The 15,651-nt window shown below is 35.6% G+C and carries 17 protein-coding genes; 9 read left to right on the top strand and 8 right to left on the bottom strand.

What is annotated here, in order from left to right; translation table 11 throughout:
* Positions 1-6: 6 nt before the first annotated feature.
* The gene (locus Q0505_RS01655) at positions 7-1,266 is read right to left on the bottom strand and encodes a DUF5103 domain-containing protein (RefSeq protein WP_299208082.1); all 1,260 of its coding nucleotides are present in this window, start codon (positions 1,264-1,266) and stop codon (positions 7-9) included.
* Between the two features lie 300 nt (positions 1,267-1,566).
* Between Q0505_RS01655 and Q0505_RS01650 the strand changes: the two genes are divergently transcribed.
* The 6 genes from Q0505_RS01650 (at position 1,567) to nqrF (ending at position 7,637) form a co-directional block, all read left to right on the top strand.
* On the top strand, positions 1,567-2,913 hold the full coding sequence (locus tag Q0505_RS01650) for a Na(+)-translocating NADH-quinone reductase subunit A (protein WP_299208080.1): 1,347 nt from the start codon (positions 1,567-1,569) through the stop codon (positions 2,911-2,913).
* 3 nt (positions 2,914-2,916) lie between these two features.
* A complete protein-coding gene (locus Q0505_RS01645; protein ID WP_299208078.1) occupies positions 2,917-4,131 on the top strand; it encodes an NADH:ubiquinone reductase (Na(+)-transporting) subunit B in 1,215 nt (404 codons plus the stop codon).
* Between the two features lie 2 nt (positions 4,132-4,133).
* Entirely contained in the window at positions 4,134-4,871 is a 738-nt protein-coding gene (locus Q0505_RS01640; protein ID WP_299208076.1) for a Na(+)-translocating NADH-quinone reductase subunit C, read from the top strand.
* A gap of 4 nt (positions 4,872-4,875) precedes the next feature.
* Complete coding sequence (locus Q0505_RS01635; protein ID WP_299208074.1) at positions 4,876-5,523, top strand: NADH:ubiquinone reductase (Na(+)-transporting) subunit D; 648 nt, start codon at positions 4,876-4,878, stop codon at positions 5,521-5,523.
* Between the two features lie 73 nt (positions 5,524-5,596).
* Entirely contained in the window at positions 5,597-6,325 is a 729-nt protein-coding gene (nqrE, locus tag Q0505_RS01630; RefSeq protein WP_299208072.1) for an NADH:ubiquinone reductase (Na(+)-transporting) subunit E, read from the top strand.
* Between the two features lie 4 nt (positions 6,326-6,329).
* Positions 6,330-7,637, top strand: a complete 1,308-nt coding sequence (gene nqrF, locus Q0505_RS01625) for an NADH:ubiquinone reductase (Na(+)-transporting) subunit F (protein WP_299208070.1) — start codon at positions 6,330-6,332, stop codon at positions 7,635-7,637.
* 140 nt (positions 7,638-7,777) lie between these two features.
* On the opposite strand, the gene Q0505_RS01620 is transcribed toward nqrF, so the two are convergent.
* The 3 genes from Q0505_RS01620 to Q0505_RS01610 form a co-directional block, all read right to left on the bottom strand.
* Positions 7,778-8,947 carry a hypothetical protein gene (locus tag Q0505_RS01620; RefSeq protein WP_299208068.1) on the bottom strand — a complete coding sequence of 390 codons (1,170 nt, stop codon included), beginning with the start codon at positions 8,945-8,947 and terminating at the stop codon, positions 7,778-7,780.
* A gap of 1 nt (position 8,948) precedes the next feature.
* Entirely contained in the window at positions 8,949-9,395 is a 447-nt protein-coding gene (locus Q0505_RS01615; RefSeq protein WP_299208066.1) for a hypothetical protein, read from the bottom strand.
* Between the two features lie 96 nt (positions 9,396-9,491).
* Entirely contained in the window at positions 9,492-10,166 is a 675-nt protein-coding gene (locus Q0505_RS01610; protein ID WP_299208064.1) for a hypothetical protein, read from the bottom strand.
* Positions 10,167-10,490: 324 nt separating this feature from the next.
* On the opposite strand from Q0505_RS01610, the gene Q0505_RS01605 reads away from it, so the two are divergent.
* The 3 genes from Q0505_RS01605 to Q0505_RS01595 all read left to right on the top strand — a co-directional run bounded on the left by Q0505_RS01605 (position 10,491) and on the right by Q0505_RS01595 (position 12,898).
* Positions 10,491-11,363 (top strand): DUF4846 domain-containing protein, encoded by an 873-nt coding sequence (locus Q0505_RS01605; protein ID WP_299208062.1) that lies wholly within the window; start codon positions 10,491-10,493, stop codon positions 11,361-11,363.
* Between the two features lie 102 nt (positions 11,364-11,465).
* The gene (locus Q0505_RS01600; RefSeq protein WP_299208060.1) at positions 11,466-11,825 is read left to right on the top strand and encodes a Na(+)-translocating NADH-quinone reductase subunit F; all 360 of its coding nucleotides are present in this window, start codon (positions 11,466-11,468) and stop codon (positions 11,823-11,825) included.
* Positions 11,826-11,887: 62 nt separating this feature from the next.
* On the top strand, positions 11,888-12,898 hold the full coding sequence (locus tag Q0505_RS01595) for an FAD:protein FMN transferase (RefSeq protein ID WP_299208058.1): 1,011 nt from the start codon (positions 11,888-11,890) through the stop codon (positions 12,896-12,898).
* A gap of 5 nt (positions 12,899-12,903) precedes the next feature.
* Here the strand turns inward: Q0505_RS01595 and Q0505_RS01590 are convergent, their stop codons facing one another.
* From Q0505_RS01590 to Q0505_RS01575, 4 genes are read right to left on the bottom strand one after another with little or no spacing between them, the layout of a single operon-like run.
* Complete coding sequence (locus tag Q0505_RS01590) at positions 12,904-13,413, bottom strand: hypothetical protein (RefSeq protein WP_299208056.1); 510 nt, start codon at positions 13,411-13,413, stop codon at positions 12,904-12,906.
* Positions 13,414-13,438: 25 nt separating this feature from the next.
* Positions 13,439-14,203 carry a class I SAM-dependent methyltransferase gene (locus Q0505_RS01585; RefSeq protein WP_299208054.1) on the bottom strand — a complete coding sequence of 255 codons (765 nt, stop codon included), beginning with the start codon at positions 14,201-14,203 and terminating at the stop codon, positions 13,439-13,441.
* 3 nt (positions 14,204-14,206) lie between these two features.
* Positions 14,207-15,025 carry a type I methionyl aminopeptidase gene (gene map / locus Q0505_RS01580; RefSeq protein ID WP_299208052.1) on the bottom strand — a complete coding sequence of 273 codons (819 nt, stop codon included), beginning with the start codon at positions 15,023-15,025 and terminating at the stop codon, positions 14,207-14,209.
* Positions 15,022-15,471, bottom strand: coding sequence for a BT0820 family HAD-type phosphatase (locus Q0505_RS01575; protein ID WP_299208051.1), 450 nt, complete (start codon positions 15,469-15,471; stop codon positions 15,022-15,024). The genes map and Q0505_RS01575 overlap by 4 nt, the downstream gene beginning before the upstream one ends.
* Positions 15,472-15,651: the final 180 nt, after the last annotated feature.

Raw genomic sequence — 15,651 nt, 5'->3', positions numbered from 1 at the left:
TTTGTATTAATTAGTAATCACAGAAGAATTACTACTTCCTACACCTACTAACTCATCAAAACGACCTCCTGGACGACGATAGTACACCAACACCTGATAATCGTTTTCAGTTTGCCAGTAATTACCACTTATGGCATTTTCTCTATCAATAGTGCCATCCTTATTAACGAGAACATACTTATAATTATAAAACCCTTGCTTTAAAAGGATGGGACGTTCATATATGTATTTCCTTGGATTATAAATAAGTTCTGTAGATTCATCGATGACATAATTATTAAAGTTACCATACACATGAATTTTTTGACCTTCTTCAAGTTTTGAATACTCCAAACTAAAATGAATCCAAGCATATTCAGCTTCTGACCTTGGTGTTCTTCCCTGTAAGGTGGTAATCACAAAGTTTCCATTGATGTCAGGATTAAATGTGTAAGGAGTGTCGTAACGTGCAATATTTGTGTATAGGTAATTATGATATAAGCTCTTAAGTTCAATACGGCGTATGGCAGCCGTAGCCCCTCGGATATCTCTATTTTCAAAATTAAAAAACTCATTTCCTCCCCAGAAAGCAGTTTCTTGATCATACCGGTACTCTAACTTATTTCCTATAGTAAATTGAGGTTCAACTCCGGTAATGATATTTTTTAGATTATTGTTTTGTATAAGAACAACCTTTACATTTCGTTTTGGATTAATAATCAGTTGCTCGCCGCCATCTACAAAAAAGCGAAGCACTTGCTTTTCATTCACATACGTAAGATCTCTCGATCTTTTAATTTGCACACCAACGGCAAATAACGGATTGTAGATCATAAATTTTCTAGAAAAAACAAGTTTTCCTTGTTCATTATGAATACTAATTAAATAATTTCCAGTCTGTGTAAGTCCTTGCGTAAACTGATTAGGAATCTGTAATTGATAATTAGAATAGAGCTGTAAAGTTGCGACAGAGTTTTCAATATCTAATATTCGGACATTATCCATACCTCTCATAAACTCGGAGCGAGCTAATTTGCTAGGAGTCCAATCGGCGTCGTGATGGGTAATCTTATAATAATAATCGTGTTCATCTCCAATAATATCGTCAAAACTTAGCTGTAGTGGAGTTCCTAGTTTTATGGTGGGTAACTCACTTAAAAAGGTATCTCCTCTAAACTGTACCGATTTAATATAAGCGGGCTCAGGGGTTTCTACGGCAACTTGTGCAAATGAAAAATTAGAGAAAAAAATAGTGCAAAAGAAAAATGGTAGTAAGGAAGCTTTCATAAAATGATAGTTGTTGGTCAAATATAATCAAATTCTATACCGAGAAAAGATTCATTTTTTACACGCTTTCGCGAAAGCGTACCCTTAAACAAATATATCGTAAATAGTTAATTTGTTATTAATAAAGGGCTTTAAACATAGGATATCTTTGTAATTTGTTTAGACATCTTGGTATTTACTTATTTAGAATTATTATAAATAATATGATCCCCTTTTTACGAGTCTAAAATACGCATAGAAATTTGTAAATTTGCACACCTTAAAAGAGTAAGGTTTTAGATAACAAAAATCTACTGATATATGTCAAAAGACATTAGAATAAAAAAGGGTCTTGATATACGATTGGTGGGCGAGGCAGAAAAAAGTATTTCTGAGGGGCCACAATCCAGAACTATCACTATCAAACCTTCAGATTTTCATCTGGTTACTCCTAAAATGGTTGTCAAAGAAGGAGCAAAACTTCAAGCTGGCGACGAACTATTTTTCTCAAAATCACAAGAACAAATACGTTTTGTATCTCCTGTTGCAGGTACACTCGTTGAGATTAAGCGTGGTGCACGTCGTGTCATCACAGGTCTTGTTATTGAGGCGGATCATTCAGGAGGTTCCAAAGACTTCGCAAAACTTAGTGCTTCTGCATCTCCAGAAGCTATTAAAGAAAAACTATTATCCAGTGGATTATGGCCCTTTATAAAACAACGTCCGTATGATGTGATTGCAAATCCAGATAAGGAGCCTAAGGCTATATTTATTTCTGGGCATAATACAGCACCACTCGCACCAGATTTGGATTTTGTTCTTTCTGGAAAAGAAGCAGCGTTGCAGGCAGCATTATCCGCATTGAATGCACTTACCTCTGGTGGGGTACACGTTTCTGTAGGGTCTAGTAGTTCTATATTTTCAGGAATGAGTGATATTGTTACTCATACTGTAAAAGGACCTCATCCAGCTGGAAATGTAGGAACACTTATTAATAAAATAAATCCTGTCAATAAAGGAGAGACTGTTTGGACAGTCGCTGCTCAAGATTTAGTGATTATAGGAACCTTGTTTCTTACAGGTCATTTTGATGCGACTCGTATGGTATCAGTATCAGGATCTGGTGTAAAAAAGCCATCTTATTATAAAACGGTTATCGGAGCAGAGGTGTCTACGTTTGCGTATGATGCAGGTGTCGATGGTGATTCCAACCGTTTTATCTCAGGAAATGTTCTTACAGGAACTCAAGTACAACCTGACGGTGCTTTAGGATACTATGCACATGAATTTGTAGCGATTCCAGAAGGAGATGATTATGAATTCTTTGGTTGGAACAAGCCTGTATTTGATAAAATATCGCCTTCTAGAGCATTAACCTTCTCTTGGATGCAACCTAATAAAAAATATGATCTTGATACCAATACCAATGGGGAACATCGTGCTTTTGTAGTCACAGGAAATTATGAAGAAGTATTTCCTTTAGATATTTTTCCATTACAGATCTTAAAAGCCTGTATGGTCAATGACCTTGATGAAATGGAAGCTTTAGGAATGTATGAAGTAGCGCCAGAAGATTTTGCACTTACAGAATTTATTTGCGTATCAAAACAACCACACCAAGATATTATTAGAAAAGGTCTTGACTTGATGTATAATGAAATAGGATAAGTGATGGGATTAAAACAAAACTTACATAAAATTAAATTGAAGTATGAGGGCAAGAAAATGGCCCCTGCATTTAATGCATTACATACTTTTTTATATAGTCCAAATGAGACAACCCACAATGGAAGTCACATTAGAGCTGTAGATGATTTAAAGCGTACCATGAATACGGTAATCATAGCATTAGTGCCGTGTTTGATTTTTGGTATTTTTAACGCAGGATATCAACATTATGCAGCGGTAGATGCTGCAAATGGTATCACAAGAGAACTTTCTATTTGGGGTAATTTTATTACTTGGGAAAACTTCTCTCTAGGTGCTTGGAAAGTATTGCCTCTCGTTATTGTTTCTTATGGCGTTGGTCTTTTGGTAGAATTTATTTTTGCAGTCATCAAGGGTCACGAAGTAGAAGAAGGATATCTAGTCACAGGAATGCTTGTGCCGCTTATCGTACCTATTGATATTCCTTTATGGATGCTCGCTGTAGCAGTTATTTTTGGCGTTGTTATCGGTAAAGAAGTTTTTGGAGGAACGGGAATGAATATCCTGAATCCAGCACTTACCATACGTGCCTTCTTATTCTTTGCATATCCTACGTGGATGTCTGGAGATAAAGTATGGGTGGCAGAAGCTGTAGATTTAGCAGGAACACCAGATGCTATTTCTGGAGAAACTCTTTTAGGAGCCTATGCTCAAAATAGCGGAAGCTTAGGATATGACTATGCAGATATGTTCTGGGGATACATTCCTGGTTCTGTTGGAGAAACATCCAAATTCTTGATTATTATAGGCGCATTATTTTTGATTTTCACAAAAATAGGAAGCTGGAGAATTATGCTTAGTACGATCATTGGAGCTGTAGTCATGGGTCTTATGTTTAATGGAGTTGTAGATGCAGGTTGGATTAGTGAGAGTAGTAAATTTTATGGATTAATGAGTGTTCCTTTTTGGCAACACCTTATTATAGGAAGTATTTTGTTTGGAGCGGTATACATGGCAACAGATCCTGTGACAGCCTCACAAACAAATAAAGGAAAATGGATTTATGGTTTCTTTATTGGTTTTATTGCCATTATGATTCGTGTATTTAATCCAGCATACCCAGAAGGGGTATTCCTCGCTATCTTATTAATGAACGTATTTGCTCCTACTATTGATCATTATGTGATTCAGGGTAATGTGAAACGAAGAATGAAACGTCTAAAAGTAAAAACAGCGTAATCATGGCAAAAACAGACGGAAATATATATACTTTAATTTTTGCAACAGTGATGGTCATTGTTGTAGGAGGTATTTTAGCTGGGTTAGCTCAAGGTTTAAAACCAGCGATTAAAGAGAATGAACGCTATGAGAAGCAACAAAATATTCTCTACGCGATGGGAGTTCACGAAAATGGTGATGATACAGGTTCTGTAAATTTTATTCCAACCGAGCGAGTAGAAGGAGAATATAAAAAGTATATCAAGCAGAGCTACATTCTTCAAAATGGGAAATTAACTGAAAGCGAAGAAGCCTTTACTGTAGATATGAAAAAGCAGAGTAAGCTTCCTAAAAGTGAACGTAAAATGCCTCTTTTTGTAGGAGAACGTGAAGGAAAGAAATTTTATGTGATCCCAATGTACGGAAAAGGATTATGGGATGCTATCTGGGGATATATTGCACTTGATCAAGAGTTGGTTGTTCAAGGCGCTTATTTTGATCATAAAGGGGAAACGCCAGGATTGGGAGCCAATATTAAAGAGCGTTACTTTATGGATGATTTTATTGGAGAATATGTTATGGAAGCTGGTAAATATGAAGGAATTACTGTTGCCAAAGGAAATAACGATCCAGTAAATAATACGAAAGATGATAATGAAGTAGATGCTTTAGCAGGAGCAACCATCACAGGAGATGGTGTAAGTGCTATGATAAAAAGCACCTTAAAATCATATATTCCTCATATTCAAAACTTGAAATAATATTATGGGATTACTATCAAAAAAAGACCAAAAATTAATTTTTGATCCGTTAGCAGACGATAACCCAATCACAATACAAGTATTGGGGATTTGTTCTGCATTAGCAATTACAGCACAGTTAAAGGCATCTATCGTGATGGCAATATCTGTACTCTTTGTATTAGGTATAGGAAATGTAGTGATCTCGCTTATGCGAAATATCATTCCTTCTAAAATCCGAATCATTGTGCAGCTGGTGGTTGTAGCAACACTTGTAATTATAGTAGACCAAGTATTAAAAGCGTATGCGTACACGTTAAGTAAAGAACTTTCTGTTTTTGTAGGTCTTATCATTACAAACTGTATTATTATGGGTCGTTTTGAGGCTTTTGCTTTAGGAAACGGACCATGGAGATCATTCCTTGACGGAATAGGAAATGCACTTGGATACGGTGTAATTTTAATTATCGTTGGTTTCTTCAGAGAGTTACTAGGTTCTGGAACATTGCTTGGTTTTAAAGTTTTAGGAGATCCTATTGAAAAAACAGGATTATATAGTATAGGCTATGAAAACAACGGATTTATGTTGTTATCACCCATGGCACTTATTGTTGTTGGACTCATTATATGGGTACAACGTTCACGTAATAAGGCATTAATAGAAGAAAATTAAAATGATGTTATAGCGCTAGAGTTTATCCTGAGCATGCCGAAGGACGAAAGCGTAAACTTCAAAAATAAAAGATATGTTAGAACACGTAGAATTATTTTTTAAATCCATTTTTATAGATAATATGGTATTTGCAACCTTCCTTGGGATGTGTTCTTACCTCGCCGTATCTAAAAAAGTAAGTACAGCAGTAGGATTAGGAGCTGCGGTCATATTTGTACTTGCCGTAACAGTTCCCTTAAACTGGTATCTGGATCAATATATATTGAGAGATGGTGCTTTAGGAACTTGGTTAGGACCTGAATATGCTGATTATGATTTGAGTTTCTTATCATTTATTCTTTTTATTGCAACCATTGCGACAATGGTTCAATTGGTGGAAATTGTGGTAGAGAAATTTTCACCTTCATTGTATAACTCATTAGGTATTTTCTTACCTCTTATCGCTGTAAACTGTGCAATTCTTGGAGGTTCTTTATTTATGCAATCTAGAGATATCCAATCTGCAGGCTTAGCCTTAAATTATGGAATATCGTCTGGTATAGGATGGTTTTTAGCAATCCTAGCTATTGCTGCTATACGAGAAAAAATACGTTATTCAAATGTCCCAGCTCCGCTTAGAGGCTTAGGAATTACATTTATCATTACTGGATTGATGGCTATTGGATTTATGAGTTTTGGAGGAATGTTAACTGGTGGAGATGAAGAAGAAGAAACAACACCTGTATCAGAAGTGACACCAATAGAAGAAATAACAAAAGAAGCTAGTGAAGAATTAGTTTTAACTACAAACGAAAAAGAATAATCATATGTTATTAGTTGCTAGTATGTCTGGCGTTGTAATCGCCACGATTGTTGCCTTTTTAGTACTTACCCTATTGTTAGTGGGATTACTATTATTTACAAAACAAAAACTATCTCCTTCTGGACCTGTAAAAATCACCATTAATGGGGAGAGAGAAGTAGAGGTTGCTTCAGGAAGCACCTTATTATCTACATTAGGAAACAATAAAATTTTCTTACCGTCTGCCTGTGGTGGAGGTGGAACTTGTATTCAATGTGAATGCCACGTTCTTGAAGGAGGTGGAGAAGCGTTGCCTACGGAGACTCCGCACTTTAGTCGTAAAGAATTAGCAGAAGGAGCACGTCTTGCTTGTCAAGTAAAAGTAAAGCAGGATATGAACATTACGATTCCAGAAGAAGTTTTTGGAATTAAAAAATGGGATGCTACGGTTGTACGTAATTATAATGTTGCCTCTTTTATCAAGGAATTTGTTGTTGAGATTCCAGAAGATATGGGATACAAAGCTGGAGGATATATTCAAATTGAAATCCCTCAATGTGAGATTAAGTATTCAGATATTGATATTACAGCTCATCCTGAAGAGCATGACAAACCAGATAAGTTTCAAGCAGAATGGGATAAATTCGGTTTATGGCCATTAACGATGAAGAATAATGAAACTGTTGAGAGAGCCTATTCTATGGCTTCTTTTCCAGCAGAAGGGCGTGAGATTATGTTAAATGTTCGTATCGCGACTCCGCCATGGGACAGAGCTAAAAATCAATGGATGGATGTAAATCCAGGCGTTGCTTCTTCATATATATTTGCTCAAAAACCAGGAGATAAAGTAGTTATTTCTGGACCTTATGGAGAGTTTTTCATTAACGAATCTGATTCAGAAATGTTATATGTTGGTGGTGGAGCAGGAATGGCACCTATGCGTTCTCATTTATATCACTTATTTAAAACATTAAAAACAGGACGTATTGTTACCTATTGGTATGGAGGTCGATCTAAGCGTGAACTATTCTATTTAGAGCATTTCCGTGAGTTAGAAAGAGAATTTCCTAATTTCAAATTCTATTTAGCACTTTCAGAACCTTTAGAAGAAGATAATTGGAAAGTAAAAGAGACTACAGATGCAGAAGGAGATGGGTTTGTAGGATTTATTCACCAAGTAGTGATAGATCAGTATTTAAGCAAACATGAAACTCCAGAAGATATTGAATTATATTTCTGTGGTCCTCCATTAATGAACAATGCTGTTCAGAAAATGGGAGAAGATTTTGGTATTCCTGATGAGAATATCAGATTTGATGACTTTGGAGGATAAACTCATTCCCACGAAAGTGGAAATCTTATACAAAAAGCCCGATACTCTCTTGTATCGGGCTTTTTGTTGAGTACGCTTTCACGCAAGTGAAGTTGATGTTGAGTTTGCCGTAGTACGAAAGTGTATATGACATATACGTTTTAATCATATTCACTGATTCCATATAATATTTCTTTCATCTTACTTCCGTTGATTTCAACAGGCTTATAGGCTGTGTTGAATTTTTCTATGGCGACCGTGATATTTTCTTTTAATTTTCTATACTCAATAGGGATTTGAGTAGCACATTGTTTTTCATTTTCATAGCTGTTAAGCATAATACCAAACTTTTCATAGAACTTACCTCCTTGGTCAATAAAGCTATTGTATTGGGTAATAAATTGTAAAAGACGATCAATAGGAAACTCTAGATTAACCTGCATTTTATGAGCTTTATACCGTTCGCTATCATTCAAAATGGCTTTATTTAGAGCGTCTATATAGGTGTTTAAATTGTCGTGAATACTAGACCAATCATCTGTATTTCTGCACTCTTTTAGCGCGACGCTGTATTTAATAGGTTTTGTGAAATCTACAAATAGTTGCTCTAGTTGCTCTATCGTATTATCATTGCTTTTTTGTAAAAAGGCGGTTTCAAAATAGATGGTTTTTAGATCTGTATGCATACGTAAGGTAAAATCTAAAATACATTCGATCTCTTTTATGCTTGTTTCTTTTTCTCCTTTTGAGGTGTTGCTTGTAAATAACGAAACCAAAGAATGCATGATAGAGGTGTATATATTATCACCTAATATATTTGTTAAATTAAAACCTTGTTTTTTACTAGCATTATTTTTAATAGTCTGCTTATGCTTTACAAATCTTGGATAATGATTAGGGTTGCTTAAGTTATTTATCTCATTAAAAGTTGCCACAGAGGCAAAGTGATGATCTAATGATAACATCTTTTCATAAAGCAATTTGATGATTTGTAATCCTTTGAGATATCTTATTTTACTTAGATCAGATACTTCTGATAGCTTGGTGAATTCTAACCGTTCTTGAAGTTGATTTTTTAAGATCAATAAAGCTACTTGTTCATCTATAGAAGAGCTATTGTTTAACGATGAAGAAACTTGATATAGTTGACTCTGAATACCATTTCTAATACCTTCATAATGTATTGAAATCTCCATAACTTCGTGAGACCATTCTGTAAGGATGCTATTGATCTTCTCTTGTGTGTCATTGTTAGTTGTACTAGAACAATATATATTGCCACTTATACATATAAACAACATTAAGATGATATGTTTTAAATATAGTATCATATTATTCTAAATTAAATGTGATGGTAATGGTATTTTCGGTCATGATTAGTGGATACATCCCACTGTTTATCTTGACATCTTGCCTAAATATGTGAAGTTGCTGAGAGATACTATTTGGAATCATAAAATCATCTTCCATTAGATAGTATATTTGAGTGTTCTCTATATAGTTTTGAGGATCTTCCCGTAGTATTTGAAAGTGCTCATTCGAGTTTATTCTAGAACGATTAACCTCAATGATAATCGTATTACCTACTTCATTATAAGTTATCGTACTATTGGTGTCTATAGTTCTTGCAGTATCATCAAAACTACATAATCCATGAGTTCCTCTACAATGTCTGCCATTAAAGCTAGTTTTTGCCGTTATGCTATTGTTGTTTGTTTCAATTTGTCCAAAAATAAGACTAGGTATAAAAGATAGAAAGAAGAATAGTAGATATTTCATAATGAGTTTTTTATAAAAGGTGTCTTAGTATTGTTTATTCTAAGACACCTTTTGATTTATAGTTTCTCAAGTATTTAAGTTAAAAAATAGATTTTTTTAATGTCTGCAGTCATAAATACACTTGTCATATTCTTTGTTACATTTTCTATTTCCAAATCCTTGTGCAATAAGGACACCGCTATGACAAGCAATTCCTGCGAGAACAGTTATATCTGCAATACCACAGCCTATATGGGCAGCTACAGCTGCAGCCCCAACTTCTAGGATACACGCTTTTCGTACTTCTTCACAAAGATCCTCACATTCATTCGTTTCTCCTGTAGGCTCTGGATCTATAGGAGTCTCAATTTTATTTGTAGATTTAGATCTAAATTGCGATCTAGAATTATTCAAAACATCTAAACTTAATTGAGTTAACTGCGCTTGCGTATATTGACTTAGATTGTAATCTTCGTCTAGCGCTTCAATGATTGCATTTTTATTGCTTATATAAGTATCATAAGCAGCCCTGTTAGGATATCCTAAGAGGCTTGCAATCTGATTAATATCTGAATTGGTCAGGTTATCTTTTTTGATAAAAGATTCAAATGCGTCAAAATTTGTTACATTGTCCATAGCCTTCATCTGATCTTCTGCCAGGCTAATAAAACGCGCATCTGAACTTAAGTCTTGAATAGATGTAGCTGATTTTTCTTTTCCGTTGTTTGTTGTAAAAGAAAAGCAAAGAATGCTTAAAATAATTACAAATAATGTTTTTAAAATATTTTTCATGATTTTTGATTTTTAAAGAGATGGTTATCTCTAATGGTTATTTAATTACTACAATTTTATATACTACATTGCTATTGGAGGGTCAGTCCCTTATGACCGTATGCTTTTAGAAATATTTTGATGAGTCAAATGTTCCTATTTTTGATCACGTTTCAAAGCATTGTTTGTCAGGCATTTATGAATGAAGAGTCTGCGTTTATAAATGAAGACCTTTCTTTTTAAGTTATAAAATACTGATATGCAGTATGTTGATTTTATGATTCGCTTTCGCGAAAGCGTACTCACCTGCATAACAAAATCAACTTTGTTAGCGTTATACTTTGTATGAAAAAGACAATACTCTTTGTAGTTTTTTTGGTTTTAGGCGCATTCGTATTCTTTAATTTTTCTAAAAAGGGAATCGCTATAAAAGAAGTAGCGGTCACGTATGTAGTACCCACTACCCTAATTCATAAAGAAGGCATCACCATAAAAACACGGATTAAAGTTCCTGAAGGATTTGCAAGAGTAGTTTCCGAAGAACAAACGTTTTCTCATTATATTCAAAATTACCAACTTAAAGAAGCCAGTGCCCAAGTCATTAATTATGATGGAAATCCTTACATCTATCAAGCGGGTCACGTAGGTGTGTTGGAAGTCCCCGTTCCTTCCAACGGATTGCAACAATGTGCCGATGCACTCATTAGAATCCGATCAGAATATCTGTGGTCTACCAATAGAAAAGATGAAATAGGTTTTAAGTTTACAAGCGGTCACTACTGCTCATGGAAAAAATATGCAGAAGGCTATCGTCCTAAAATCAGCGGGAACACAGTGACATTTTCTAAGACAGCGACACCTAATGATTCCAAAGAAAATTTCTACAAATATCTTACGCTTATCTATACCTATGCAGGCACCTACTCTCTATCTCAAGAATTAAAAAAGGTAGCAAACCATTCAGAAATAAGAATAGGTGATCTTTTGATATATCCCGGTTTTCCAGGTCATGTCATAATGGTGGGAGATATTATTGAAAACGAACAAGGAGAACGGCGTTTTGCCTTTTTTCAAGGAAATACCCCTGCACAAAGCGTACACATCATTAAAAATGGATCCAATACCAAGATGAGTCCTTGGTATGATATTAAAGATAAAACAACTTTGGAGACACCTATTTATACTTTTTCAAGCTTTGAAATGGTACGATTTAAATAGTAGTATATGTAAGACACATACCTATGTATTTAGAACACAAAATCAACTTCTTTTATTGTAAAAGTAAAAGTATAATTCGGTCATAGGTATTACCTTTGTACTATGGCAGTTTTTCTTACAGAACAAGAGTTACATAACCTTGCAATGAATATTGTTGGCAAGGATTTAGAAGATCAGGGATATGAGTTTATGGGCGTCAATTCAAAACTCAAAAAAGATCCTCAATTTGTAGCACTCAAGAATAAAAAATTACACTTTGTCATTGTACGCGCGATTACCTTTCCAGACAATGCCAATACCTATGACGAAGCTTTTATGCAAAAAATGAAAGCACATGCACTCAAATTTGAAGCGCGTACTTTTTATGCAGGAGTAGGCTTAGGACATGGTGATAACTATCAACATCCTGCCGAAAAGGATGTGCCATACACAATGATTTATAACGGACTTCAAGAAATTTGATGATGAAAATCCATCATGAGGAATTAGAGAAGAAAAGAAGGCATCAGCCAAAATTTGAATAGATGAAACAGATCTTACTAGCACTACTTATATGTATTGTATCCTGCTCACAAGAAATTCCTGATGAGATCACGATTCAGGGAGAAGCCTTTGGCACAACATACGCAGTAACGTATTTTGGTGAAGCAGCAGTAGCCCCTCGTATCAAAAAAGGAATTGATTCGGTGATACAGGTTGTCAATAAATCAATGAGTACCTACATTCCGCAGAGTGATATTTCAAAAATTAATAGAGGCGATAGTACCATTGTTGTAGACGCTATGTTTAAAGACGTTTTTGCGCTTTCGCGAAAGCTCCATATCCTAACAAACGGTTATTTTGATCCCACCGTCGGCGGATTACGAAACGCCTATGGATTTGGCGACACCAAACCTCTCGCCGTAATTGATAGCGTCACCTTGGATTCGATGATGCGTTATGTGGGTTTTGATAAGGTCAGACTTTCGCCGAAAGGCACCATACAAAAAGAATATCCAGAAATCTATTTTGATTTTAACGCGATCGCCAAAGGCTATGGTATTGATCGTATTGCTGCTTTTTTGCAAGAAGAAAATACAACCGATTTTCTCATTGAATTAGGTGGTGAGATCCGTGCACAAGGGAAACATATAGTAAAAGATAAACCTTGGACGGTAGGTGTAGAACGTATTGATTCTTCTATAGATAATAGGCAAGCGACAGTAGCCGTACGACTGAATAATCAGTCGATGGCAGGTTCTGGAAATTATCGTAAAAATAGAATAGATTCCCTTACGGGGAAACAATATGTACATACCATCAATCCGCTGACGGGAAGTGCAGAAAAGAGTGATGTTTTGAGTGCCAATGTCATTGCGCCTACCTGTGCCGAAGCAGATGCTTGGGCAACTGCTTTTATGGCGATGGGACTAGAGCGATCTAAAGAGATTCTCATTACTCAAAAAGAAATCGAAGCATATTTGGTGTTTTCTGACGGAGAGAATTCAATAGAAACGTATGTGACTGATGGGTTTGAGAAGTTGATAGTTGAGTAGTAACTTTAAAAACGTATCGCTTCTTTCTTATCAAACTCCTTAGCGGTAATAGGGCTGCCAGCAATGGTGGCGGTATCCCAATCTTGGGTAATTTTCCATTCACCGTTTATCTTTTCCAGAACGATGTGAAATTGTCCATAACTGTATTGAGTTTCCCCTTCTTTTGAGGTAAATCCTATGCGGTAAAACCCAACTTCATAGGAAGTCGTTTCATTTGCGTTTCGACGATCAAACCAAAAATCTAAAGTGATTTTATCTCCATTTTTACGATTGGAAGCAAAGCGCTCTTTGTTTGCTTTCTTAAAGGCACTTTCTGTATCCATGCCTTGTGGAGTGACTCGCAACACCTGATCTGCATACGTGGCGTTTAAAGCATTACCATCTAATGTTTCAAAGGCTTTTTGAAAAGGTTTCCAAACCGTTTGATCTATTTCTTTTTGGATGATTACTGTATCTGTTTGTGCCGTCATCGGTGTGGTGGCTAGTATTAGGAAAAGGAATATGTATTTTATCATCGTTTGAATATTAAATAGAACATTCTTACTTTCTACACACAGGTAAAATTTCGCCTTGAGCGAGCCTATACAAATCGACTTCTTCAGGAGAAAGCACAGCGGTGTAATCTACTTCATCTACAGTAAAGCCTATGCTTCTGAGTTTATTAAAATAGTCACGACCATAAATGCGTACGTGATCATATTGTCCAAAGATCTTAGCACGCTCCACAGGATCTGTAATGGTATCATCTTCAAAAGTTGTCGCGCGATGTAACTCTTGAGGTATCTGTAGTATCGCCATTCCTCCAGGTTTCAGTACACGATATAATTCTTGCATGGCTTTGGTGTCGTCGGGAATATGTTCTAAGACGTGATTGCAGAAAATGATGTCGTATTCATTTTCGCCGAAAGGCAAATTACAAATATCTGCTTTTACATCAGCAAGTGGAGAGTTGAGATCTGTAGTAGTATAGTCCAGATGTTTTAGTTTTCGAAAACGCTTATAAAAAGCTTGCTCTGGTGCAAAGTGGAGTACTTTTGCTGGTTTTGAAAAAAAATCAGTTTCCTGTTTTAGCCATAACCATAATAAGCGATGTCTCTCTAATGAAAGCGTAGAAGGGGAGAGGATATTCTCCCGTTGATTCACATATCCATAAGGTAAAAATTTCTGAAAACCTTTACCATCAATAGGATCTTTGTATCGAGATCCTTTTAAAAATAAAGCAAATACAGGCCGAATCACATAACTCAATCTGATGAGTAATGGCCTTGGGATAGCATTTAGAAAAAATTTAAAAAGCTTTTTCACGTATTAGAGTACCAATGCTTGTTGACGAAAAGGAGTTTCCTCATCGCTTTCTATCCCTAGTGCTTGATAGATATAAGCAAAGGTAGAGAGTAGTTCTGGTTTCCCGTCTAGAATGGCAACATCATGTTCAAAATGAGCACTTGGTTGATTATCGCGTGTGGTGATAGTCCACCCATCGCTATGTTGCTTAATGTTTTTTGTTCCTAGATTGGTCATTGGTTCTATAGCAACGACCATCCCTTCTATAAATTTTTTGCCTCGTCCGCGTTTACCATAGTTAGGCATTTCTGGTGCTTCGTGCATTACTTTACCAAGCCCGTGACCTACGAGTTCGCGTACCACACCATATCCATGATCTTCTGTGTATTTTTGAATGGCATAACCTACATCTCCTACACGATTGCCAATTTTAAATTCCTTGATCCCTTCATAGAGGGATTGCTTGGTAATCTCTAGTAATTTTTTTACTTCAGGTGTTACTTCGCCAACTTCAAAGGTATAGGCATGATCTCCATAAAAGCCATTTTTTACGGCACCACAATCTATAGAAATAATATCTCCTTCTACTAGCGGTTTGTCGTTAGGAATCCCATGTACGACTTGCTCGTTAGGACTCATACATAAGGTGTTTGGAAAATCATATAATCCTAAAAACCCTGGAATCGCATCTTGACTTCGTATATACTCTTCGGCAAGTTTATCTAAGTATAAGGTGGTCACACCTGGTTTTACTTCACCAGCGAGCATCCCCAATGTACGAGAAACAACAAGCGCACTTTCTCTCATCAATTCTATTTCTTCTCTAGTCTTCTGAATAATCATGCGTCTGTATTGTTTTGGTCTTTAAACATATCTTCCATACGAGATAAGAATCCTTTTTTTCTTTTTTTCTTTTTAAGGGTTGCTTTTATGGATGGATCATTTTTTATAGTAAGTGTGTGATATATCTCTCCCCAACCCATCATACCGCCTATGTTTCTATCATCTATAAACACATCAGCGTTTATCTTTCTACTTATATTAGGACTCATTTCTTCTTCTGGGTAACTTTTGTTGACTGCATAAAAAGTAATGCCGTTTTTTTTACAAAAAGCGACTGCTTCTTCCAATTTAAGTCCAGAGCGATACGTCCATAAAATAAGTGTATGCCCTTCATTTTGCAATTTTTTTAAGGTCTCAAAAGCAAACAATAAAGGCTTCCCAATATCGGGATATGCATTTGTTACAATAGTCCCGTCAAAATCTACAGCTATGGTCTTTTTATCCAATGAAAATTAATTTGGTGCAAAGTTACAAAATTGAAAAGGTAGTGTGTATAAAATAAATAAGAAGAAGATTGTTGTTAGAAAAATCAGTAATTTAAGTCAAAAAAAAGAGGCCGTCTAAAAACAATTTAGGCGGTCTTTTATATTTTGAAGATTTTGGTTCTTTCAGTTTTTAACTCAGTT

This window comes from uncultured Dokdonia sp. (assembly GCF_937910895.1).
Classification (GTDB): Bacteria; Bacteroidota; Bacteroidia; order Flavobacteriales; family Flavobacteriaceae; genus Dokdonia.
This window is presented reverse-complemented; position numbering and strand designations above follow the sequence as displayed.